Raw genomic sequence first — 23,216 nt, 5'->3', positions numbered from 1 at the left:
TATTATGAAGAATTATAAAAGTAAGCTCTTATTTCCGGAAATAAGAGGTTTTTTAAATTGCTTTTCGAATCATTTTAAGAGTTTATATATCGAAGGTGAGGAGAAAGAATCATGAAGATAAGAGAAGCGTTATTAAGTGAAGGAAATGAATTAAGTGAACTCGCACTACAGTCAAAAGCAACGTGGGATTATAGTGAAGAATTCATACTTGCTTGTAAGGAAGATTTAACAATTACTGAAGAGTACATAAAAAATAATTTTGTATATGTTTTAGAAAACGATAATACGAAGATTGGGTTTTTCTCATTTTTACGTAATGAGAAAGCTCTCGATTTCTTATACATTCACCCTCGTTACAAAGGAAAGGGATATGGGAAAATAATGTGGAAATTTGTAATAGAGCAAGCAAAGGAACTAGGAATAAAAAGCTTTACGATTGATAGTGATCCGAATGCAAAAGGGTATTATTTAAAAATGGGAGCAAAGTTAATCGGAGAGACACCATCCACTGTTTTTGAGGATCGTTTACTGCCTCTTTTGAAATATGATGTGTAAAACAATTAATAGTAGGAGAAGATGAGAATGGATCATGTACAGAGAAAGCAAATATATGAAGCATTAATAAGATCGTGGTCGATTGAAACAAGTTCAAAGTGGACAATTGAAAATCCAGCAAAGGGACAATGTGGTGTTACAGCTTTAGTCGTTCAAGATATATACGGAGGAGAGATTAAAAAGACAAAAGTAAGAGAGGTGTGGCACTTTTATAACTTTATAGATGGGCAGAGGTTTGATTTTACAGAGACTCAGTTCAATGGAAGATTGAATTATTTGGATGCGGAATCAAATCGAGAAGAAGCATTTGCAGATACAAATGAAAAACAATATAGCATTTTGAAGAAAAAGATAACGAAAGAATTCAAATTATCTTTTGACTCTTAATCTTTAATAAGTTACTATAATGGTGGTAACTTATTAAAGGGAACTTCATAGAGTTGAAAGGGGAAATACTTTTGAAAACAACTTATGTAAACGCTACAATCGTAACGATGAATGAACAAAATGAAGTGATAGAAAATGGATATATCATTGTAGAAAATGATCAAATTATAGATGTAAAGAGCGGAGAATTCATTAATGATTTTGAAGTAGATGAAGTAATTGACATGAAAGGAAAGTGGATTCTACCAGGGCTTGTTAATACACATACACACGTTGTAATGAGTCTCTTAAGAGGTATTGGTGATGATATGTTATTACAACCATGGCTTGAGACGAGAATTTGGCCACTTGAAAGTCAATTTACTCCAGAGCTTGCGGTCGCTAGTACGGAATTAGGATTACTTGAAATGGTGAAAAGCGGTACAACATCATTCTCTGATATGTTTAATCCAATTGGAGTAGATCAAGATGCAATTATGGAAACGGTATCAAGAAGCGGAATGCGAGCTGCTGTTTCAAGAACTTTATTTAGTTTTGGAACGAAAGACGATGAAAAGAAAGCAATTGAAGAAGCTGAAAAATATGTGAAGCGTTACTATAATGAAAGTGGTATGTTAACTACGATGGTTGCACCGCATAGTCCATATACATGTTCCACAGAACTATTAGAAGAATGCGCACGTATTGCAGTAGAAAATCAAACGATGGTTCATATTCACCTTTCAGAAACAGAGCGTGAAGTACGTGATATTGAAGCACAGTACGGAAAACGTCCAGTAGAATATGCAGCAAGTTGCGGGTTGTTTAAACGTCCAACGGTTATTGCACACGGTGTAGTATTAAATGAAAATGAGCGTGCATTTTTAGCAGAACATGATGTTCGAGTAGCTCATAACCCGAATAGTAATTTAAAACTAGGTTCTGGTATAGCAAATGTAAAAGCGATGATAGAAGCAGGAATAAAAGTAGGAATTGCAACAGATAGTGTGGCATCTAACAACAATTTAGATATGTTTGAAGAAATGCGTATCGCAACATTATTACAAAAAGGTATTCATCAAGATGCAACAGCGTTACCAGTTGAAACGGCTCTTACACTTGCGACTAAAGGGGCTGCTGAAGTAATCGGGATGAAACAAACAGGATCACTTGAGGTTGGGAAGTGTGCTGATTTTATTACGATTGATCCATCTAATAAGCCGCATTTACAACCAGCAGATGAAGTGTTATCGCACCTTGTATATGCTGCTAGTGGAAAAGATATAAGCGATGTAATTATTAACGGAAAACGTGTCGTTTGGAATGGCGAATGTAAAACGTTAGATGAAGAGCGTATTATATTTGAAGCAAGTCGTTTTAAACGAGGTTTACAAAGATAGGTATTTGAAAAAGCGATCCTTTTTAAAAAGGATCGCTTTTTTCTCGAACGAATAAATATTCAAAAGAATGTCGCATCTTTCTGTTATTATTTCTGCTATAATATATAACGTTTTATAATATTATATTTTTAAGGAGAACAACTCATGAAGCGAAAGAAGAGCCATTTAATGGTAATGGCACTTGTTACATCTTTATTATTAACAGCTTGTAATAATAAAGCGAATAAAAGTGACACAGAGGCAAAAGAACAAGTATTAAATGTAACGGTATCAGAAGAGATCCCTTCTCTTGATACTGCGAAAACGATGGATGGTACATCAGCACACGTTATGCAAAACATATTTGAAGGTTTGTATGTATTAGATGATCAAGATCAGCCTATTCCAGCAGTAGCGAAATCGTTTAAAAGAAGTGAAGATGGTAAAAAATATACATTTGATTTGCGTAAAGATGCAAAATGGTCAAATGGAGACAGTGTGACAGCAAATGATTTTATGTTTGCATGGCAACGTGCAATTAACAGTGAAACAGCGTCTCAATATGCGTACATGCTCTTTTACGTGAAAAATGCGAAAGAGATAAATAAGGGAACAATGCCTCTTGATGAACTTGGGGTCAAAGTTATAAATGATTATAAGTTAGAAGTGGAACTCGAACAGCCAATTCCGTATTTTTTACAGCTGTTAGCACTGCCGATTTACTTGCCGCAGCATGAGTCATTTTTGAAAGAACAAGGAAAGAATTATGCATTGGAACCTAGTAATCTCATATATAACGGGCCATTTGTATTAGAGAAGTGGAAGCATGAACAAGAGTTTCAATTAAAGAAGAATGCTACATATTGGGATGAAAAGAAAGTGAAATTAGAAGAGATAAACTTTCAAATTGTAAAGGATACAATGACGGCTGTTAATTTATACGAAGCTGGTGATTTGGATCGAGTGTCTATTAATTCTCAATTTGTAGACAAGTATAAAGGGAATAAGGAATTACATATGTCGAGCGAACCTGGAATTGCTATGCTACGTTTTAATGAAAAAAATAGTGCGTTAGCAAATAAGAAAGTGCGTCAGGCTATTTCATTCGCGTTAAATAAAGAAGATTTCGTTGCTCATTTTATTAATAACGGAGCAAAACCTGCAAGTGGACTTGTACCAGTTGGTCATGTAAATGAAGAGACTGGTAAAGATTTTAGAAAAGAAAACGGAGATCTTTCTCCATATGATTTGCGAAATGCGAAAAAGATTTGGGAAGAAGCGAAAAAAGAGCTTGGAGTAGAACAAGTAAATCTCGAGTTTTTAACATTTGAACAAGATAATGCAAAACGTATGGCAGAATATATAAAAGGTGACTTAGAAAAGCATTTGCAGGGACTCGCGATCCAAATTAAACAACAGCCATTTAAGCAAAAATTACAGTTAGAACAAACAGGAGATTACGATATATCTATGGCAAATTGGGGACCTGACTATAAAGACCCAATTAGTTATTTAGAACTCTTTACGACGAGTAATCCGAATAACAAAATGAATTATTCTAACCGTCAGTATGATGAATTAATAAAGAAAGCAAAAAGCGATTTAGTACTAGATCAGAAGAAAAGATGGGAAGCATTGCAAGAAACCGAGCGTATTTTATTAGGTGATGCTGCGGTCGCACCGCTTTATCAAATGGGCTCAGCTTACGTACAAAAGGATTATGTAAAAGGAATTGAAAAGCATCAATTTGGTGGTGTTTATACGTATAAGAATGCTTATATTACTAATTAATAAATGTAAAAAAACCTTACTTTTTAAAAGTAAGGTTTTTTTAAAGAGTACATGGAGTAAGGGAATGCAGTACAGATCAGCATACAAACATTTTCTTGTTGTAACTATGTTTGTTTTTAATTATAAAAAATATTAGATTATTTATTTTGTCATTGATATACTTAAAAGGTAATTGAGGTATTAAGATGAATTGATAGAGATGTTTGTGTGGAATTATTTGAGTATTATAAAGAAGGGGAATTTTTATGAAATTACTACGTTTATTTATGATTCTTACTCTTGTTGTATTGTTAAGCGCATGCAATACAGCAACACAAGTCACAAAGGTTCAAAAAAATGGCGAAACGACTTTGAAAATTGGTTCGTTGCAAGGGTATTACGATGTGCAAACGGTTAAAGCTGAAAAAGGAAATGTGGAAATTCCTTATGAAGCAGCCGTTGAGGAAGGTACGATTTTATTGCAAGTTACAAAAGATGATAAGGTTATTTATGAAGAAGAAGTTACTTCTCAAAAAGAAGGTCTGCTTTCTTTTGAAGCGCCAAAATCCGGATCATATGATTTAATTGTACGCGTGAAGGGTGAAAAAGATAAAGCAAAAGAAATTCAAATACATACTAAGCTATGAAAAAACGGCAAGTGGAGTGCACCCGCTTGCCGTTTCCATTTTCGGTTGATTCTATCACAACATATGTTTATCAATGTAAGAAGTGATCCGCTGAGTCCTACTGTTTATTCCGCCGAAATTCCTGATGAAGTTAAAATAAGAGATGAACAAAAGAATGTGTTACAAACTTGATAACTATTTTTTACAAGATAAAAAGACTGGGTTTGATGCGTTTGTATTTGAAAGAGTACTAGATGGTAAAGGGGGACATAGGGTGATGATTTTTTAGAGAAGGCGTTCCAGACTTTACTACAGATATTGATTATATATGGGGGTAAATAAGTTGAAAAACATTGAGATTCTAAATAAATACATTGAAGGGGTTTCCGATACTCTCCCTACGTGGTTAAAGTATTTAATTGAGGCAGAGGAGATACATCAAAACTATGAGAATGTACAAGTACTTGGAACATTAAAAACGGATGCGGTGTTGTACTATGTGCGCCGTACGCTACAAGTGTTAGATGGACTGCCTTTAGATGAAGAAGCGTATCGTATTATTGAAAAGGTACTAACGTATAGTGAACTTGCAAAGGTAGGATCTTTAAAACAGCGGGAGCAATGGGAGAAAAAAGGGATTAATCTATTCGTACATAACGAGGGTTCTGCTGATATTTTTAGTGATATGCAGTTTATTGAACGTGTAGAGACAAACTTAAACTCTACTGAGTATTTGTTTATTCGAGATTTAATTAGAACACATGGATTAATCGGGCAGTATATCCGCGGAGAGGCTCGTTTGAACTCTCATGTTGATTTAATTAACACATATAAAGAAGAATACGGAGACGTTAGGTTAAAGGAGATTCTATACTATCTTAACCAATGCATTATTGAAGGCGTATCAAAAGCTTTGTGGAGTGAAGTGAAGAACGATGTGAAGATTACAATTGATGGCCTGTTTGATGGTTATATGGAGCCATTTACTTCTCGTATACATAGACTCACGCCAAAACATAAGGAGTCAGTATTTGAAAAAGATATAATTATGGGGAGCGAGAAGAGAGACGTTCAAACATTTTTATCTGATAAGGATTTGTGGTATGTAGAACCGTCTATGCATGCTCTTAGCTTTGAGGATATTTGGACAGTTTTTGTTATGTTAAAGAACGAGATAGGCACTAGAAAAGTTCAGCATATACATTTCGAGAAATTGATGCAGCAGTTGCACTATGATTTCAAAGGTGAGAAAAAGGACAACGTGTATCGTAAGCGGGTTATTGAGAAGTATCTACGGGAGTATCGTGAGAACGAGAAGCCGAATACAACGCATGTTTCTTTTAAGGCGAAAGTCGATGAAGATATGAAGACTGCGTATGTGTCGTTTCAGTTTTCTGCTGTAGGTGAGGCGTTAATTACCTTCTGTGTAGAGGCAGAAAAGATAGATATGATGCATGCTCGGGCAAATGTATTGCTCTTTGATTTCTTCGGGTTACGTAAGGATGCATATGATAGATTCCATAACGAAGAAGTGTATCTGGAGCATATGAATAGTTCAGCTGATGATAAACGAATTATTCTTGATTATATAAAGGGAGATACGATTGTAGATGTAGGAGCCGGTGGCGGTGTCATGTTAGACATGATCGAAGAAGAGACCGAGGACAAACGAATCTACGGTATCGATATTTCTGAAAACGTAATTGATACGTTGAAAAAGAAGAAGCAGAACGAGGGGCGTTCTTGGGACGTCATTAAAGGGGATGCAATCAACTTAAGCAGCTCGTTTGAAAAAGAATCGGTTGATACGATTGTATATTCTTCTATCCTTCATGAGCTGTTCTCTTATATCGAGTATGAAGGTAAGAAATTCAATCATGAAGTAATTAAAAAGGGGCTGCAGAGTGCTTACGAAGTGTTAAAGCCAGGAGGTCGTATTATCATTCGTGATGGCATCATGACAGAAGATAAAACGTTAATGGGTGTGATTTATTTTAAAGATGCAGGTGGAATGAAGTTCTTAGAGCAGTATGTCCGTGAATTTAAGGGGCGCATAATCCAGTATGAGGTACTTGCAGAAAATACAGTCAAAATGCCTATTAACGATGCAATGGAGTTCTTATATACGTATACATGGGGCGAGGATTCCTTCGTTCACGAGGTGCAAGAGCAGTTTGGAATATTTACGCCAAACGAATATAAGGAGTTCGTAAAGGGGATCTTTGGAGATAAAATAAACATCGTTCAAGCTATGAACTATTTACAGGATGGATATACACAACATCTTAGCGAGAAAATCGAGTTTAAAGATGAGTCTGGGAATGCGGTTGTGCTACCGGATAGTACGTTCTTTATGGTTTTAGAAAAGAGATAATGATGTTGAAAAACTTTTAAAAAGTTTAGTTTGTGAGTTTCGATATGTTTGTTGGGGATCTCGTTCTAGAGCATATGCAATAACGGGAGATTACATGGAAAGCCAACTTTTCTGTGTATACATTCCAAAAGCATTGCGAAAACAGAAAAAGAACGTAAAAAAGGGATATGAGTAAGAATATGCTCATGCCCCTTTTTAAAATTATATAATTTATTGTACTTCGCATCAGTCGTATGATGATCTAAGAAATGAAAAACGCTCGGTTTCCCATCTTTCGTTAAAGATCCACTATCCTGAAACGAGTTTTTACGCATAATTTCTATTAAACCGATTTTAATAAAGAATAAAAATTCGTATCATAGGGGATATCATCTTGATACATATAATTTTTTAGAACGCCTTCTTTTTCAAATCCTAATTTTAATAGCACCTTATTTGAAGCTTCATTTTCAAGAAATACAATTGCCCCAATACGCTTTAAGTGAATGGTATGGAAACCGTATGATATAACCTCAGAAACAGCTTCAGTCGCATATCCTTTTCCCCAGTATTCAGGGAAAAAGGCATAACTTAAATTGGCCCGTTTATGCTCAGAAGACCAATCGTGAAAACCGATGGTACCAATGAGTTCTTTCTTGTTTTTTAATTCAATTCCCCACTTTATACCGCTTCTTGCATTGTAACTCAGTTTAAAGTTATGAATAATTTGTTTCACTTGATCAACATCTTGTAATGGTTTTTGGCCATAATAGCGCAGTACGTCAGTATTAGAGAAGCATTGTAGTATACTCGGTGCATCTTCTTCGGTAAGTTCTCTTAAAATGAGTCGGTCGGTTTTCAATATAGGAAACATGCTTTCACTCCATTTCTTTTGAAACTAGAATGTGTTGTTATTATATAATCTAGTCTGAAAATAAAGATTATTCAAGAGGGAAGTATGGTTTTGATTTGTGATAAAATTGATTGTGGAATATATTTCAAAAAGAGGTTTGTATATGGAGAAAAACTCAATTTTAATTGTAGATGATGATCAAGATATTGTTCGATTTGTTAATGCGAATTTAATGCAAGAAGGTTTTAAAGTTTTAAGTGCTCATAACGGAGAAGAGGCTTTAAAAATCATAAATAATAACAGTATTCAACTTGCTATTTTGGATATTATGATGCCACACATGGATGGGATAGAATTGTGCAGAAGGATTAGAGAGAAACATAGTTTACCAATTATGTTTTTAAGTGCAAAATCATCGGATGTAGATAAAGTAATTGGATTTAGTACTGGCGCAGATGATTATATTGTGAAGCCGTTTAGTACAATTGAATTTATAGCGAGAGTGAAAGCTCAATTAAGAAGGTATACATATTTCAATCAAAATGCTGTCCAAGTAATAGAAAAGAAAATAAACATTAGAGGTTTAGAAATAGATGAAGTGTCTAGAACAGTAATGTTATACGGAGAAACAATCAATCTTACGAAAACTGAATATGATATTTTGTACTTAATGGCAGCTGCAAAGAATCGTGTTTTTACTATTGAAGAAATATATGAAAGCGTTTGGAAAGAAAGAGCCTATGAAAGTAATAATACAGTAATGGTTCATATCGCAAGATTAAGAAATAAAATTGAAGAGAATCCAAAAGAACCGAAGTTTATTCAAAATGTTTGGGGAGTCGGATATAAAATTGAAGATTAAATCATTACAAGGCATTAGAGCTAAGTTTTTTACCGCATTCATATGTAGCATTATGTTAGCAACTGTAAGTATAATAGCGTTTCAAATTGTAGTTGGAAATATATATAGTCAAGTTACCGGATTAGAGGAAAAATATTCATTGTTATATTTAATAGCTTTTTTAACTTTTACTACGATATATTTTGCATTCATGACAAAAACAATGATGAAAAGATTATCTGAAATTAACAAGAGTGTGAAGCAAATAAGTAGTGGTAATTTGGAAATACATATACCTATTTCAAAAAATGACGAGATTGGTGAATTAGCAGCGAATGTTAATAGAATGGCTAAAAGTTTAAAAGAGTCTATCGAAAATGAAAAAAAATCGCAGGAAACGAAAAATGAAATGATTAGCAATATTTCTCATGACTTACGAACACCTGTAACATCTCTAATCGGTTACGCGGACCTGTTAGGAAATCAGCTTCATTCAAATAGAGAAGAATGTGAACAGTATGTAAGTATATTAAAGCGAAAAAGTTATGAATTAAAAAATCAAGTAGATGATTTATTAGAATATTGTCAAATAAATTATAGGGAGATTGAATTACATAAAAGTGTAGTAAATATGAAAGCGTTCATTGAACAAATCATGATTGATTTTGTGCCACAACTAGATGAAGCCGATATGAGCTTTTGTATTAATAGTGATAAGGAGTTACATGTGGAAATGGATGTAGCGCTTATGGTGAGGCTGTTCGGAAATGTAATTAGTAATAGTATTATGTACGGGAAAGACGGAAAACAGATTTTGATTCAAATTTCTAAAAGTGACATGAATGTTGAAATAGAAATTAAAAATTTTGGACAATGTATTCCGAATGAGAACCTTCCTTACGTTTTTGAAAAGTTTTATCGTGGTGAAAAATCACGTAGCTCTCATACGGGTGGAAAAGGAATGGGACTTGCAATTGCAAGAAGTATAGCAGAGCTTCATAAAGGGGATATCACTGTATGCAGTAACGAGAAAGAAACTGTTTTCACTATCGTCTTACCGCATTATAAAGAATTGTAAGAAAGTCGTAAGTATTTCTTTTATATGTCGTAATTTTCACTTCGTATCATGTAGAACAAAGATATGAGAGTGGGGATACAACATGTGGAAGAAATATGTATTAATAATTTTAGTTGCGTTTTTAATTATAAGTTGGAGTGTAGTTTATTTAGCTAAAGGTTTTATATCAATCATTTTTTGGTGGAGTATACAAGCCTTTAGCATAGTATCAATCTTTATTTTGATAGGAGCAGCGTTACTTTTTGTGTGGAAAGGCATTTTCAGAAAGCGAGTAGATAGAGCGCTACTCTTCATCGTTCTTTTCTCTATAATGGGAGCTTGGCCTTTAGGGTGGTTTGCTAACATAGGAGGACTTGCTTACCCAGCAGATGTACATTCTATGAATCCTAAAGCAGTAGTTCGTTTTCCTTTGAATGAACGAGCATTAGTGGGATGGGGCGGTGATCGATTAGAAACGAACTATCATGTTATAAAACCAAATGAACGTTGGGCATATGATATTCTTATTCCACCTGCTGAAGTGAAAAGTAGTAAGTTAGAGGATTATGGAATATATGGAGCGGAAGTAATGGCACCAGCTTCTGGAACAGTTGTATCTATCAATAACGATGAAAAAGATGTAGTCCCAGGAGAGGATGATTTTCAGTCAATGGCGGGGAATCATATTTATTTACGACTAGATGAATCAGGAACATTTATGGTTCTGGCTCATTTAAAGAAAGGATCAATTAAAGTGAGGGAAGGCCAACATGTAAATGAAGGAGAGGTTCTTGCTCAAGTCGGTAACTCCGGAAGTTCAAGTGAGCCGCATTTGCACATTCATCATCAAAGGCAGGATCCATCCAGGGTGAGCATTTTTCTTTCGGAAGGATTACCACTGTACTTTCGAACTGAGAAAGATGTGATAATGCCGGAAAAAGGTACGTACATAAGTAGTAATGAAAAAAGGTATTCCAGTATTATTGGAATACCTTTTCTTATTAACCTACAAATGTTTGATACAGTAAGAAAATATTTAAAATGATAACAAGTGCAGCAATAATCCAAGCGATAAAAGTTGTTATGCGGTGGTTAACGAGTGCACCCATAATTTTTTTGCTGCTTGTAAACATAATCAGTGGTACTAATGCAAAAGCAATACCGAATGATAAGACGACTTGGCTCATGACTAGAGCGTAAGTTGGATTTACACCTAAAGCGATAATTACTAATGGTGGAATCATTGTAATAAAACGTCGTAAATATAACGGAATATGCATTCGAATGAAACCTTGCATTATTATATCGCCTGACATTGTACCGACAGAAGAGCTAGATAGTCCAGCTGATAAGAGCCCAATTCCAAATAAAGCAGCTGATACAGGGCCGACTAAAGTACTAAACTGGTTAAAAGCAACATCAAGGTCTTCAACATGTAAGCCATTTTTAAAGAATAGTGCAGCAGCAACAATTAACATACTTGCATTAATTGCTCCGGCGATAACCATTGCGATAATAATATCAATAAACTCGAAGCGGAAAATCTTTTTCTTTTGTTCATCATTTGTTCCGACTACGCGGCGCTGTGTTAAGGCGGAATGTAAATAGATTGCGTGCGGCATAACTGTCGCACCTAAAATTCCGGCTGCAAGTAATATACTGTCTACACCTTGGAATTTTGGAATGAAGAGCCCTGAAAGTAGAGGACTTAATTCCGGTTTTGCATAAAAGACTTGTACACCAAAAGCGATAACAACGATGAAAATCATTCCTGTTATGATAGCTTCTAATGGACGAAATCCTCTGCGTTGAAACTCAAGAATAATAAATGATCCAACTGCTGTAATTAAAGCGGCAGGTAGCATCGGAATTCCAAATAATAAATACAATCCGAGTGCTGCCCCGATAAATTCAGCTAAATCAGTAGCCATAATAACGAGTTCACCTTGTATCCATAAGCCGATGGAAACAGGTTTTGGGAAGTTCTCGCGAGCTATTTCAGGAAGGTTTCTGCCTGTCGCGATTCCTAATTTAGCTGATAAAGTTTGGATTAATACAGCCATTAAATTAGAAGCGAGAATTACCCAGAGTAATAAATATCCATATTGTGATCCAGCAGCAATATTTGTCGCGAAATTGCCAGGATCAATATAAGCGACTGAAGCGATGAAAGCAGGACCTAAAAAGGGTAATAGTCTTTTTAAACCTTTCGTTTGTCCGCTTAATGCTAAATGCGCTGATTGAACAGTTGTACTTTGAGAAGGGACTTGTTCATCTTTTGATATATCTTTATTCATAGTCGTTTTCCCCTTTAAAATGTTAACATGATGAAATTATTGTATTTATTCTTATGCATTATTTCAATACATTTAAATGTATTGTTGATATTTTTATTTGAACATAAATGTTTCCTTAGTGCAAATTATATGCCTTTATGCAATGAATGGTGTGACGATGCGAAAAACTTTTGGAAGTTTATGGTTTATAGATAAGGGGGAAGATAATAAATTAAAGGGCTATTTTTGAAATTTATGTGAACATAAAGCTGATAATATAGCATATTAATTGATGGAATTGCATTTGTATGATATATAATATATTGGGATTGCAACATAACCATAGTGTTTTGGTGTGTAATCTTGTTTTTTATTTTTGTTAACTGATAGAAAATAGTATAAAGAAAAGAAAATGGGATTCATTTTCTTATTATATATGTTTTGATATGAACGTTAACTTATACATGATTTTAAAAATTAGATAGGTGGTAGAAATACATTGGCAACTACAAAACCATATAGAGTATTACTATATTACATGTACACAACAATTGAAAACCCAGAAGAATTCGCGGCAGAGCATTTAGCATTTTGTAATTCACTTGAATTAAAAGGTAGAATTCTTGTAGCAAAAGAAGGTATTAATGGAACTTGTTCTGGTACTGTAGAACAAACAGAGAAATACATGGAAGCTATGAACAACGATCCACGTTTTGATGGTATCGTATTTAAAATAGATGAAGCTGATGGTCATGCATTCAAGAAAATGCACGTGCGCCCTCGTCCAGAGTTAGTTACACTTCGTCTAGAAGATGACATTAACCCACACGAAATCACAGGTAAGTATTTAGAGCCAAAAGATTTTTATGAAGCAATGAAACAAGAAGATACAGTTATCATTGATGCACGAAATGATTATGAATTTGATTTAGGTCACTTCAAAGGCGCGATTAAACCTGATATCGAATCATTCCGTGAATTACCAGATTGGATTCGCGAAAATAAAGAAGTACTTGAAGGCAAAAAGATTTTAACTTATTGTACAGGCGGAATTCGTTGTGAGAAGTTCTCTGGTTGGTTAGTTCGTGAAGGTTACGAAGATGTAAGCCAGCTTCACGGCGGTATTGTAACGTACGGTAAAGACCCAGAAGTACAAGGTGAGCTTTGGGATGGACAATGTTACGTATTCGATGAGCGTATTGCTGTACCAGTAAACCAAAAAGAACATGTTATCGTGGGTAAAGACCACTTCTCAGGTGAACCTTGTGAGCGCTATGTAAACTGTTCAAATCCAGAATGTAATAAGAAAATTTTATGTTCTGAAGAAAACGAAGCGAAATATTTACGTGCATGTTCTCATGAATGTCGTGTAAGCCCACGTAACCGCTACGTAATACAACATGAATTAACTGAAGAGCAAGTAGCTGCTGCATTAGAAAAAATCGAAGCAGGAAAGTAAGTTTTAATAAAAAAGTACTCCAAATTTTAGTTTGGAGTACTTTTTTTGTCAGCTTTTTTCGGTAAGTCAATATATCTTGAAAATCGGCAATATATTTCGAGTTGCGCTGATATAATCGAAATATATCGCCGATAAAAATTTCATTTACTAAAACGTGTACTACGTATTTGTGATTTGAAAATAACCTTCTTTACTTCTCATCATCTTTCTCTTTCACAGCAGAAAGTACAGTTTGTTTTACCCACGCTTTTCTTCGTTTATGTTGTATACCCCATTGGTATAAACTTTGTGCACCTAAAATAAGTGAAATGACGATGCCGCTAATTGCTATTAAAAGTGCGAAAAATTCCAGTGGCGACGATATTTTGTTTGAATCGGTGTTTCTTAACAAATCAATCATAGTAAACCCTAACATTTGGCCTACTACAGAGTAGAGCGTTAAAATTAATAGTAAAAGGCTATCTTTTTTTGAAGCGACATTTTCTTGATATTTAAACAAACTATCAAGATTTTGTTTTGCATTTGAGTATAGTATCTCAATATTAAAAAGCTTTCTTAAGCGAAAGAAAATATCTTCACTTTGTGACTGGGATACTAGCTCTAAAGAAAAGTAATTCGCTGTAAACGAATTGATTGAATAAATTAATTGCTCTATTTCATTTGTATCTTGTTCAATATTTAACTCGGCATAAGCATTTGCCATTTTTAATAAAACAACTTTATGAAATAGATTTAATAATAAAGCGTAATAAAACTCCCCATACATTTGACTCGCAAGTTTAGTAAATTCGCGTTCTCCTTCATTTGTTACACATGTGAATATATGTTCTTCCATTATGAAATAGCGATTTGGAGCCCATCTTTGGTAAGCGTGTTGTTTTAAATAATCATGAATATAAGGAAGATTATTTGCACTAATATAGGGCTTACCATCGTCTGTTAATCCGGAAAGACTGGAAGCTCGGTATACATCAACTACATGAAGATCCGACTCTTTGTTTATGGATAATAAAGTTTGTACATACATTCGTTGATCTTCAAAGAATGGGAATGTTTGAAAGTAAGAGCTCCGCAATCTCTTTTTCTCAAAGAAGTCGGTTACCCCATGAAATAAATCGCCGAATATAAGTTTCTCTACTTGTGAATATTTTTTTCCATTACATTCAATACAAATAGTCTCGTTTGTATCATTTTTAGTTTCAAGTACACGGAAGCGGGCGGCGAATTCAATCGCTTCTGATAATGTCATGTTTGGTGCGGTTTCTACTTCTGTCCGGATTGTTAAGAAGCCAAGCTCATAAGGACAAAGTGTTACGTCAATAGAATGAATCTTAAATGGAACGGAAATAAGATTTGTTGTTAAATGTCCAGTTAAGTTAAGGTCTTTAGAATAGCGCTGCAATCCTTTTTGATGCTCTGAGTGAGGAAAGAGTATTTTATTTGTAAATGAAAGATAATATGCTTCCATATTCTGATGTGAAACCTGAAACTTTCCATAGTATGTATTTTCATTTTCAAGATGATCGAGTCGAAAAGGGTGAAAGTCATTTTTCTGTAAGAAGGGGAACATATTTTGTTCATATCCAGTTTTAAAAGAACACGGGAATATAAATTGAAATATAGCTGTTGTTACATCCTTTTCCTCGATTGTTTGTATTGCCTCCATTTACATTATTTCCTTTCCATATATGCTATAAAAACAACATGCCCAAATTTATTTGAAAATAACCACTGTTTTACACTTGATTAAGTATGGAAATTCAGCTTATTTAGTAGGGGACATGTATAATGTTATGTATACGAAAAGTTATAAAATTGTATTTTGAAAAGGGGGATGTTGTATGCGTATTTTAGTATTAGGAGCTGGTGGCGTTGGAGGCTTTTTTGGAGGTCGCTTAGTAGAAAAGGGAGAAGATGTTACGTTTCTTGTTCGTAGTAAACGGAAAAAACAATTGGAGGAAAGGGGACTTGTAATCCGAAGTGTTAACGGAGATTTTTCCTTTCAACCGAAATTAATAACGAAAGAAGATCGAACTTCTCCATTTGATGTTATTTTATTTTCAACAAAAGCGTATCACTTAAACGAGGCAATGCAAGATTTGAAGCCGTTTGTAGGTGAAAAAACTGTCATCATTCCATTACTAAATGGTATCGCACATGTATCACTATTACAAAAAGAATTTGGTGATGAGAAAGTGATTGGCGGTTTATGCTTTATAGAGACGACGTTAAACGATCAAGGAGAGATTGTACAGACGAGTGCTGCAAATAGACTTGTGTTTGGAGAAATGAAGCCTCAAGATACAGAGAGAATAAAGCATATTGCTAAAGCATTTACAGGTACGAAATCTAGTTTTGTTTTAAGTGAAAACATTATGCAAGATATGTGGCATAAATATTTATTTATTACTGTAATGTCGGGTGTGACGACATTACTGCGGGCACCGATAGGACCGATTCGTGAAAGCCAAGGTGGACGCGCTTTTATCCAAAACTTATTTGAAGAATGTGTGCAAATCATGAGATCTATGAAAGCTCCAGTTAAGGATGGTATTGCCCAAGAACATATGAAAACAATTGATAAAATTTCATATGATATGAAGTCATCGATGCAGCGTGATATGGAAAAAGGTTCGTTCATTGAAGGTGAGCACTTACAAGGATACTTACTAGATGTAGCAAAACAATTTTCTATAGAAGCACCATTATTAGGCGCAGTATATCAAAATTTGAAAGTGTATGAAGAAATGACCTTTAACAAATCAGCGATAGAATTGGATGTATGAAAAAATAAAAAAGAAAGCAATATATAAGTGTATTGCTTTCTTTTTTTATGACAACTTATTTATTTCTTTTCGTTCTATCTGTCAAATCTATTTCCTGTTCACGTTTACCGTATAATTGATTAATTTCATTTGCTAATGCATCTAAATAGGAATCGGAAAAAATAGGCTTCTTTTCTTTAGACATATGAGTCTCCTTTATCAATTTTTTAGTATTCATTATGTATAATTACCAGCGGATTATGCACAATCATTTAAATTTTGTCTTTTTAAAAATTTTTGTTTACATTTTGAAAATAAAGGAGTATTATAATCCACAGTTTCAATTTTCTAAATCGCTGAAACCGCATGGTACGGGGGACCCGTTCTTATGGATTAGTTCTTAATCCAATGGGGTGAATCCTTGAAAAAGGTAGGGCTACTCATAGGCCCGAATCCGACAGCTAACCTCGTAAGCGTTATATTGAGAAGGAAGGTGGAGCTTGTGCGACAAAAAAAATAATGTCTACAAGTCTATTTCGCTATGGCTTGTAGACATTTTTTGTTTTCTGAAGAAATAGTTTGCTGGCTGTAACAAGCAGCATCGTTCGTACAAAATTATTGGAGAGTGGACAGCATTGGTTTCATCTATTAAAAGATTTTTAATTGGAAGACCGTTAAAATCAACTGAGCTTGGAGAACAAAAGCTCAATAAAACGAAGGCATTAGCCATTTTATCTTCTGACGCATTGTCATCGGTTGCATACGGACCAGAGCAAATTTTAATTGCTTTAGCAGGTCTTGGGGCGATTGCTTATTGGTATTCAATTCCGATCGCCGTTGGGGTATTAGTATTATTGACAGCCCTTATTTTATCCTATCGTCAAATTATTTTTGCTTATCCGCATGGCGGAGGCGCGTATGTTGTATCAAAAGAAAATTTAGGGATGAATCCAGGGTTAATAGCTGGAGGATCTTTATTAGTCGATTATATTTTAACTGTTGCGGTAAGTGTATCAGCAGGTACAGATGCGCTCACATCAGCTTTTCCTAGTTTACATGCACATAATGTAATCATTGCGATTATATTTGTTATATTTATTACGATATTAAATTTGAGAGGGGTAACGGAATCAGCTTCCGTTTTAGCATATCCTGTTTATTTATTTGTTCTAGCACTATTTATATTAATTGGTGTAGGTATATATAATATTATAACTGGTCAAGTTTCACCGACATTACACACGCCAATTGGAACTCCGGTTGCGGGTATTAGCTTGTTCTTACTGTTACGAGCATTTGCATCAGGTAGTTCGGCTTTAACAGGTGTTGAGGCGATCTCTAACGCAATTCCAAACTTTAAGGATCCTGCACCTAACAATGCTGCGAAAACATTGCTTGCAATGGGTGCATTACTTGCCGTTTTATTTTCAGGAATTGTTTTCTTAGCTTATTATTACGGAATTACTCCAAGTAAAGAAGTAACAGTTGTTTCACAAATTGCTGAACAAACTTTTGGACGTAATTTCATGTACTATTTCATACAAGGTACAACGGCTTTAATATTAATTCTTGCTGCTAATACAGGCTATTCTGCATTTCCTTTATTAGCGGTTAACCTTGCAAAAGATAAATTTATACCGAGAATGTTTACGATTAGAGGAGACCGCCTAGGTTACTCAAACGGTATTATTATACTTGGAGTTGCTTCGATTATTTTAATTGTAGCTTTCCAAGGACAAACAGAACATTTAATTCCGCTATATGCAGTAGGTGTATTTATTCCATTTACACTTTCTCAAACGGGGATGGTATTAAAATGGCTTCGTGAAAAGCCTGAAGGATGGGCTTTTCGATTAACGGTCAATTTAATTGGAGCAGTCATTAGTTTTATCGTAATGATTATGTTCTTTTTAACTAAATTCGCACAAGTTTGGTCAATCCTTATTTTCTTACCTGTTATTATCTTCTTGTTCCACCGAATTAAGAAGCATTATGATGCAGTAGGAGACCAACTAAGTTTAAAAACTTGTGAACGGATTGTTCCGATTGAAGGAAATGTAATTGTCGTTCCTGTAGCTGGTATGACGCATGTGGTAGAAAACTCATTGAACTATGCAAAGTCTCTTTCAGCAGATCAAGTTATCGCTGTATATGTTGCTTTTGACAGAGAAGAGGAAAAGAAATTTGAAGAGAAATGGAAGAAGTGGCAACCTGAAGTAAGACTTGTTACGTTACATTCTCATTATAGAAGTATTATTCAACCGCTAACAAAGTTTATTGATACAGTGCAATATAAAGCGAGTGAATCAAATTACCGCGTTACGGTCGTGATACCGCAGTTCATACCGAAAAAAGGTTGGCATAACATTCTTCATAATCAGTCTAGTTTACTCATTCGTGCGTATTTACTTTATAAAAGAAATGTTGTTATTACGACAGTTCCATATCATTTGAAAAAGTAAGAAGATTTTTTAAGGATAGCTTCATGAAAGTGAAGCTATCCTTTTTGTGTATACACTATGCATAATTGCATATGAGTGTAAAAATTATATTGATATAATTTTTGTATCTGTAAATAAGTAGAGGTTTTTGTTGTGATATATGGATATTTCAATTAAAAAAGTGAAGACGATTATATTTTGGAATAAGGACAATAAAGCTTGAAAATAAAGGGAATGAAAATACTTCTTTACGTTATATAAATAGCTGTGTTTAAATGACCTTACAGTACAAAACTTATATGGAAACAAAACGAAATTTCATATTTTTCTACGTGGATTAGTCTAAAATGAATAGTATTTTTGTGTAATATATTCACTGTATGAATGTGAGAAATGAGTTGGAATAGAAAATTTATGCAATATTATTCATACTAAGCACATGTGAAAAGTTTTATAACAATAAGTAAGTGCTGTAGCAATAAAGGTTGGGAGTGATGGTTCGTATATGGATCGCGGTAAGAACGTTCTCTATTTTAACCATCTCAAATTTTATGCAAGAAAATAGAATAGTAAAATGCGATAGTAATAGTTGCTAATACATAGGAGGAGTTAAAGTGAAAAAGACTTTAATTACAGGGTTATTGGTTACGGCAGTATCTACGAGTTGCTTCATTCCTGTAAGCGCTTACGCTGAGAAGGGGCAATCAGAAGTGAAAACAGTATATGTACAAAATGTAATTGCTCCAAATACATTATCTAATTCAATTAGAATGTTAGGATCACAGTCACCACTTATACAAGCATACGGATTAGTTATCTTACAACAGCCAGACATTAAAGTGAATGCGATGAGTAGTTTGACGAATCATCAAAAGTTTGCGAAGGCAAATGTAAGAGAGTGGATTGATGAATATAATCCAAAGCTAATCGACTTAAATCAAGAGATGATGAGATATAGTACTCGATTTAATAGTTACTATAGTAAGCTCTATGAATTAGCAGGAAACGTAAATGAAGATGAGCAGGCAAAAGCAGATTTTACAAATGCATATGGAAAATTACAATTGCAAGTACAAAGCATCCAAGAGAGTATGGAGCAAGATTTATTAGAGCTAAATCGATTTAAAACAGTATTAGACAAAGATAGTAATAACTTATCGATAAAGGCTGATGAAGCAATAAAGACACTACAAGGATCAAGTGGAGATATTGTGAAGTTAAGAGAAGATATTAAAAGAATTCAAGGGGAAATTCAAGCTGAACTAACTACTATATTGAATAGACCTCAAGAAATTATTAAAGGTTCTATTAATATCGGCAAACAAGTATTTACAATTACAAATCAAACTGCACAAACGAAAACAATTGATTTCGTTTCTATCGGTACTTTAAGTAATGAAATTGTAAATGCTGCCGATAGTCAAACGAGGGAAGCAGCTCTCCGCATTCAGCAAAAGCAAAAAGAGCTACTACCACTTATTCAAAAATTATCACAAACTGAAGCAGAGGCGACACAAATTACATTCGTTGAAGATCAAGTAAGTAGCTTTACAGAACTAATCGATCGTCAAATTACAACTTTAGAAACGTTATTAACAGATTGGAAAGTTCTAAACAATAATATGATCCAAATTCAAAAGAATGTTGAAGAAGGCACATATACAGATAGTAGTTTACTACAAAAACATTTCAACCAAATTAAAAAAGTAAGTGATGAAATGAATAAACAAACGAATCAATTTGAAGATTACGTTACAAACGTTGAAGTACATTAAAAATAAGTAACGGTATAGGGAGAGAAGAAAAATGATAAAAAAACCTTATAAAGTAATGGCTCTATCAGCACTTATGGCAGTATTTGCAGCAGGAAACATTATACCAGCTCATACGTATGCAGCTGAAAGTACAGTGAAACAAGCTCCAGTTCATGCGGTAGCAAAAGCTTATAATGACTATGAAGAATACTCATTAGGACCAGAAGGCCTAAAAGATGCAATGGAAAGAACAGGTTCAAACGCTTTAGTAATGGATCTGTACGCTTTAACAATTATTAAACAAGGTAATGTTAACTTTGGTAATGTATCGTCTGTTGATGCGACTTTAAAAGGGAAAGTAATTCAGCACCAAGATACAGCTAGAGGAAATGCGAAGCAATGGTTAGATGTATTAAAGCCACAGCTTATTTCAACGAATCAAAATATCATTAACTACAATACGAAATTCCAAAACTATTACGATACTTTAGTTGCTGCGGTGGATGCGAAGGATAAAGCGACTCTTACGAAAGGGTTAACTAGATTATCAAGTAGTATTAATGAAAATAAAGCGCAAGTAGATCAATTAGTAGAAGACTTAAAAAAATTCCGAAACAAAATGACGTCCGATACGCAAAACTTCAAAGGTGATGCAAATCAAATTACATCTATATTAGCTAGTCAAGATGCTGGAATTCCGCTTCTGCAAAATCAAATTACAACGTACAATGAAGCAATTAGTAAATATAATGCAATTATTATCGGTTCATCTGTTGCAACAGCTTTAGGACCAATTGCAATTATCGGTGGTGCAGTAGTGATTGCTACAGGTGCAGGAACGCCGCTAGGAGTCGCGTTAATTGCAGGTGGTGCAGCAGCTGTAGGCGGTGGTACAGCTGGTATCGTATTAGCGAAGAAAGAACTTGATAATGCACAAGCTGAAATTCAAAAAATAACAGGACAAGTTACAACTGCTCAATTAGAAGTAGCTGGGTTAACGAACATTAAAACACAAACGGAGTATTTAACAAATACAATTGATACTGCAATTACAGCGTTGCAAAACATTTCAAACCAATGGTACACAATGGGATCAAAATACAATTCTTTACTTCAAAATGTAGATTCAATTAGTCCGAATGACCTTGTTTTCATTAAAGAAGATTTAAACATTGCGAAAGATAGCTGGAAAAACATTAAAGACTATGCAGAAAAGATTTATGCTGAAGATATTAAAGTAGTAGATACGAAAAAAGCTTAATCAAATACGGATCGTTAGAGCGTTACGTATTGATGAAAGATTTGAAGCTCCTGTTCAGTTGTGAGCAGGAGCTTTTTATCCCACTTTAATGGGCAGTAAGACCCCCACCTCAAAATGCAGCGAAAGCAAAGAAGTTAGGTGGGGGTCGGGCTGCCCATAAAAGTCCGATTGGTGAGGGCTGATAATCAGTGGGGGATGAAGAAAACCCCCACTGATTAAAGTTTCACTTTATACCCTTATAAAGAAAATAGGTGAAAAGTATGCAGAAACGATTTTATAAAAAATGTCTTTTAACGTTAATGATTGCTGGGGTGGCAACGAGTAATGTATTTCCTTTACATCCTTTTGCAGCAGAACAAAACGTAAAAACATTGCAAGAAAGTGTGAAACATTATTCTCTCGGACCAGCTGGATTCCAAGATGTTATGGCACAAACGACATCGAGCATATTTGCAATGGATTCATATGCAAAATTAATTCAAAATCAACAAGAGACTGATTTGAGTAAAATAAGTTCCATTAATAGTGAGTTTAAAGGAAATATGATTCAGCACCAAAGAGATGCAAAAATTAACGCGGCGTATTGGTTAGATCATATGAAGCCACAAATTATGAAAACAGATCAAAATATTATTAATTACAATAATACTTTTCAAACGTATTATAATAGCATGCTAATTGCGATTGATCAAAAAGATAGCGTAAAGTTGAAAGCGGATTTAGAAAAATTGTATGCGGATATTGTAAAGAATCAAAATGAGGTAGATGTATTATTAGGAGATTTGAAAGCCTTTCGTGATAGAATGGCGAAAGATACAAATAGCTTTAAAGAGGATACAAATCAACTAACCTCGATTTTGGCAAGTACGAATGCTGGTATCCCCGCTCTAGAGCAACAAATCAATACATATAACGATTCGATCAAAAAGAGTAATGATATGGTCATTGCTGGTGGCGTACTTTGCGTAGCATTAATTACATGTCTTGCTGGCGGACCGATGATTGCCATTGCGAAAAAAGATATCGCAAATGCAGAACGAGAAATCGCTAGTTTAAAGGATAGAATTTCTGGTGCACAAGCAGAAGTGGTGATATTGACAGATGTAAAAAATAAAACAACAAATATGACTGAAACGATTGATGCAGCAATTACAGCATTGCAAAATATATCAAATCAATGGTATACAGTAGGGGCAAAATATAATAATTTACTACAAAACGTAAAAGGAATCAGCCCTGAAGAATTTACCTTCATAAAAGAAGATTTACATACAGCAAAAGATAGCTGGAAAGATGTAAAAGATTATACAGAAAAATTACATGAAGGCGTGGCGCAGTAAACAGTGGACTAGTTCCGCTGTTTATTTTTTATCCTGTTTTTTGTGAGAGGTGGACTTGTAATTTGATAGCACCTCAGAACAAAAAATGTGCATTTTTTGCTGAGTATACCAATCTTCTTA

19 protein-coding genes, 1 pseudogene and 1 riboswitch are annotated in these 23,216 nt (G+C 34.4%); of the genes and pseudogenes, 16 read left to right on the top strand and 4 right to left on the bottom strand.

Features of this window, described 5'->3' with window-relative positions; all coding sequences use genetic code 11:
* Positions 1-111 precede the first annotated feature (111 nt).
* The 7 genes and pseudogenes from AC3WVA_RS14495 to AC3WVA_RS14465 form a co-directional block, all read left to right on the top strand.
* On the top strand, positions 112-555 hold the full coding sequence (locus tag AC3WVA_RS14495) for a GNAT family N-acetyltransferase (RefSeq protein ID WP_048527285.1): 444 nt from the start codon (positions 112-114) through the stop codon (positions 553-555).
* Between the two features lie 27 nt (positions 556-582).
* On the top strand, positions 583-942 hold the full coding sequence (locus AC3WVA_RS14490) for a YunG family protein (RefSeq protein WP_048527286.1): 360 nt from the start codon (positions 583-585) through the stop codon (positions 940-942).
* 53 nt (positions 943-995) lie between these two features.
* The gene (locus AC3WVA_RS14485) at positions 996-2,321 is read left to right on the top strand and encodes a bifunctional S-methyl-5'-thioadenosine deaminase/S-adenosylhomocysteine deaminase (RefSeq protein ID WP_142341991.1); all 1,326 of its coding nucleotides are present in this window, start codon (positions 996-998) and stop codon (positions 2,319-2,321) included.
* A 144-nt stretch (positions 2,322-2,465) separates the two neighbouring features.
* Positions 2,466-4,091 (top strand): peptide ABC transporter substrate-binding protein, encoded by a 1,626-nt coding sequence (locus AC3WVA_RS14480; protein ID WP_088315068.1) that lies wholly within the window; start codon positions 2,466-2,468, stop codon positions 4,089-4,091.
* Positions 4,092-4,336: 245 nt separating this feature from the next.
* Positions 4,337-4,717 carry a BA_1872 family lipoprotein gene (locus tag AC3WVA_RS14475; RefSeq protein WP_492322015.1) on the top strand — a complete coding sequence of 127 codons (381 nt, stop codon included), beginning with the start codon at positions 4,337-4,339 and terminating at the stop codon, positions 4,715-4,717.
* Positions 4,718-5,024: 307 nt separating this feature from the next.
* The gene (locus AC3WVA_RS14470) at positions 5,025-7,070 is read left to right on the top strand and encodes a class I SAM-dependent methyltransferase (protein ID WP_098346855.1); all 2,046 of its coding nucleotides are present in this window, start codon (positions 5,025-5,027) and stop codon (positions 7,068-7,070) included.
* Between the two features lie 28 nt (positions 7,071-7,098).
* A pseudogene (locus tag AC3WVA_RS14465) lies at positions 7,099-7,245 on the top strand (radical SAM/SPASM domain-containing protein); the annotation flags it as partial.
* 147 nt (positions 7,246-7,392) lie between these two features.
* Here the strand turns inward: AC3WVA_RS14465 and AC3WVA_RS14460 are convergent.
* The gene (locus AC3WVA_RS14460; RefSeq protein ID WP_048527291.1) at positions 7,393-7,923 is read right to left on the bottom strand and encodes a GNAT family N-acetyltransferase; all 531 of its coding nucleotides are present in this window, start codon (positions 7,921-7,923) and stop codon (positions 7,393-7,395) included.
* Between the two features lie 142 nt (positions 7,924-8,065).
* Between AC3WVA_RS14460 and AC3WVA_RS14455 the strand changes: the two genes are divergently transcribed.
* From AC3WVA_RS14455 to AC3WVA_RS14445, 3 genes are all read left to right on the top strand, one after another.
* On the top strand, positions 8,066-8,764 hold the full coding sequence (locus AC3WVA_RS14455; RefSeq protein ID WP_098520212.1) for a response regulator transcription factor: 699 nt from the start codon (positions 8,066-8,068) through the stop codon (positions 8,762-8,764).
* Positions 8,754-9,821 (top strand): sensor histidine kinase, encoded by a 1,068-nt coding sequence (locus AC3WVA_RS14450; RefSeq protein WP_142341990.1) that lies wholly within the window; start codon positions 8,754-8,756, stop codon positions 9,819-9,821. The genes AC3WVA_RS14455 and AC3WVA_RS14450 overlap by 11 nt, the downstream gene beginning before the upstream one ends.
* Positions 9,822-9,903: 82 nt before the next feature.
* A complete protein-coding gene (locus tag AC3WVA_RS14445) occupies positions 9,904-10,845 on the top strand; it encodes a M23 family metallopeptidase (RefSeq protein WP_098880781.1) in 942 nt (313 codons plus the stop codon).
* Here the strand turns inward: AC3WVA_RS14445 and AC3WVA_RS14440 are convergent.
* The gene (locus tag AC3WVA_RS14440) at positions 10,802-12,097 is read right to left on the bottom strand and encodes an Nramp family divalent metal transporter (RefSeq protein WP_048527295.1); all 1,296 of its coding nucleotides are present in this window, start codon (positions 12,095-12,097) and stop codon (positions 10,802-10,804) included. The genes AC3WVA_RS14445 and AC3WVA_RS14440 overlap by 44 nt on opposite strands.
* A gap of 478 nt (positions 12,098-12,575) precedes the next feature.
* Here AC3WVA_RS14440 and trhO point away from each other — a divergent pair, with 478 nt between their 5' ends.
* Complete coding sequence (trhO, locus tag AC3WVA_RS14435; protein WP_088315063.1) at positions 12,576-13,535, top strand: oxygen-dependent tRNA uridine(34) hydroxylase TrhO; 960 nt, start codon at positions 12,576-12,578, stop codon at positions 13,533-13,535.
* A gap of 190 nt (positions 13,536-13,725) precedes the next feature.
* On the opposite strand, the gene AC3WVA_RS14430 is transcribed toward trhO, so the two are convergent.
* Positions 13,726-15,201, bottom strand: coding sequence for a hypothetical protein (locus AC3WVA_RS14430; protein WP_492322014.1), 1,476 nt, complete (start codon positions 15,199-15,201; stop codon positions 13,726-13,728).
* A 175-nt stretch (positions 15,202-15,376) separates the two neighbouring features.
* Between AC3WVA_RS14430 and panE the strand changes: the two genes are divergently transcribed.
* The gene (gene panE / locus AC3WVA_RS14425; RefSeq protein WP_429603635.1) at positions 15,377-16,321 is read left to right on the top strand and encodes a 2-dehydropantoate 2-reductase; all 945 of its coding nucleotides are present in this window, start codon (positions 15,377-15,379) and stop codon (positions 16,319-16,321) included.
* Positions 16,322-16,376: 55 nt separating this feature from the next.
* Here panE and AC3WVA_RS14420 read toward each other — a convergent pair whose 3' ends face one another.
* The gene (locus AC3WVA_RS14420) at positions 16,377-16,505 is read right to left on the bottom strand and encodes a hypothetical protein (protein ID WP_257192073.1); all 129 of its coding nucleotides are present in this window, start codon (positions 16,503-16,505) and stop codon (positions 16,377-16,379) included.
* Between the two features lie 139 nt (positions 16,506-16,644).
* A riboswitch (cyclic di-AMP (ydaO/yuaA leader) is annotated at positions 16,645-16,791 on the top strand.
* Between the two features lie 144 nt (positions 16,792-16,935).
* Here AC3WVA_RS14420 and AC3WVA_RS14415 point away from each other — a divergent pair.
* The 4 genes from AC3WVA_RS14415 (at position 16,936) to nheC (ending at position 23,096) form a co-directional block, all read left to right on the top strand.
* The gene (locus AC3WVA_RS14415; protein WP_071758985.1) at positions 16,936-18,762 is read left to right on the top strand and encodes an APC family permease; all 1,827 of its coding nucleotides are present in this window, start codon (positions 16,936-16,938) and stop codon (positions 18,760-18,762) included.
* Positions 18,763-19,355: 593 nt separating this feature from the next.
* Positions 19,356-20,516: a non-hemolytic enterotoxin NHE subunit A gene (nheA, locus tag AC3WVA_RS14410; RefSeq protein WP_098880778.1), complete on the top strand. Its 1,161-nt coding sequence runs from the start codon at positions 19,356-19,358 to the stop codon at positions 20,514-20,516.
* Between the two features lie 31 nt (positions 20,517-20,547).
* Positions 20,548-21,756 carry a non-hemolytic enterotoxin NHE subunit B gene (nheB, locus tag AC3WVA_RS14405; protein WP_098880777.1) on the top strand — a complete coding sequence of 403 codons (1,209 nt, stop codon included), beginning with the start codon at positions 20,548-20,550 and terminating at the stop codon, positions 21,754-21,756.
* Between the two features lie 260 nt (positions 21,757-22,016).
* On the top strand, positions 22,017-23,096 hold the full coding sequence (nheC, locus tag AC3WVA_RS14400) for a non-hemolytic enterotoxin NHE subunit C (protein ID WP_098345590.1): 1,080 nt from the start codon (positions 22,017-22,019) through the stop codon (positions 23,094-23,096).
* Positions 23,097-23,216: the final 120 nt, after the last annotated feature.

This window comes from Bacillus sp. EB106-04-02-XG92, from assembly GCF_058791995.1.
The sequence above is the reverse complement of the archived record's forward strand: the minus strand, read 5'-3'. Positions and strand labels throughout refer to the sequence as shown.

Excerpts from the sequence above, each read along its gene's own strand:
- AC3WVA_RS14470 (WP_098346855.1), top strand. The coding sequence starts at position 5,025 with ATGGGGGTAAATAAGTTGAAAAACATTGAGATTCTAAATAAATACATT.
- panE (WP_429603635.1), top strand. The coding sequence starts at position 15,377 with ATGCGTATTTTAGTATTAGGAGCTGGTGGCGTTGGAGGCTTTTTTGGA.
- AC3WVA_RS14480 (WP_088315068.1), top strand. The coding sequence starts at position 2,466 with ATGAAGCGAAAGAAGAGCCATTTAATGGTAATGGCACTTGTTACATCT.
- AC3WVA_RS14495 (WP_048527285.1), top strand. The coding sequence starts at position 112 with ATGAAGATAAGAGAAGCGTTATTAAGTGAAGGAAATGAATTAAGTGAA.
- AC3WVA_RS14455 (WP_098520212.1), top strand. The coding sequence starts at position 8,066 with ATGGAGAAAAACTCAATTTTAATTGTAGATGATGATCAAGATATTGTT.
- AC3WVA_RS14490 (WP_048527286.1), top strand. The coding sequence starts at position 583 with ATGGATCATGTACAGAGAAAGCAAATATATGAAGCATTAATAAGATCG.
- AC3WVA_RS14475 (WP_492322015.1), top strand. The coding sequence starts at position 4,337 with ATGAAATTACTACGTTTATTTATGATTCTTACTCTTGTTGTATTGTTA.
- nheB (WP_098880777.1), top strand. The coding sequence starts at position 20,548 with ATGATAAAAAAACCTTATAAAGTAATGGCTCTATCAGCACTTATGGCA.
- AC3WVA_RS14430 (WP_492322014.1), bottom strand. The coding sequence starts at position 15,201 with ATGGAGGCAATACAAACAATCGAGGAAAAGGATGTAACAACAGCTATA.
- AC3WVA_RS14440 (WP_048527295.1), bottom strand. The coding sequence starts at position 12,097 with ATGAATAAAGATATATCAAAAGATGAACAAGTCCCTTCTCAAAGTACA.
- nheC (WP_098345590.1), top strand. The coding sequence starts at position 22,017 with ATGCAGAAACGATTTTATAAAAAATGTCTTTTAACGTTAATGATTGCT.
- AC3WVA_RS14445 (WP_098880781.1), top strand. The coding sequence starts at position 9,904 with ATGTGGAAGAAATATGTATTAATAATTTTAGTTGCGTTTTTAATTATA.
- AC3WVA_RS14460 (WP_048527291.1), bottom strand. The coding sequence starts at position 7,923 with ATGTTTCCTATATTGAAAACCGACCGACTCATTTTAAGAGAACTTACC.
- AC3WVA_RS14420 (WP_257192073.1), bottom strand. The coding sequence starts at position 16,505 with ATGTCTAAAGAAAAGAAGCCTATTTTTTCCGATTCCTATTTAGATGCA.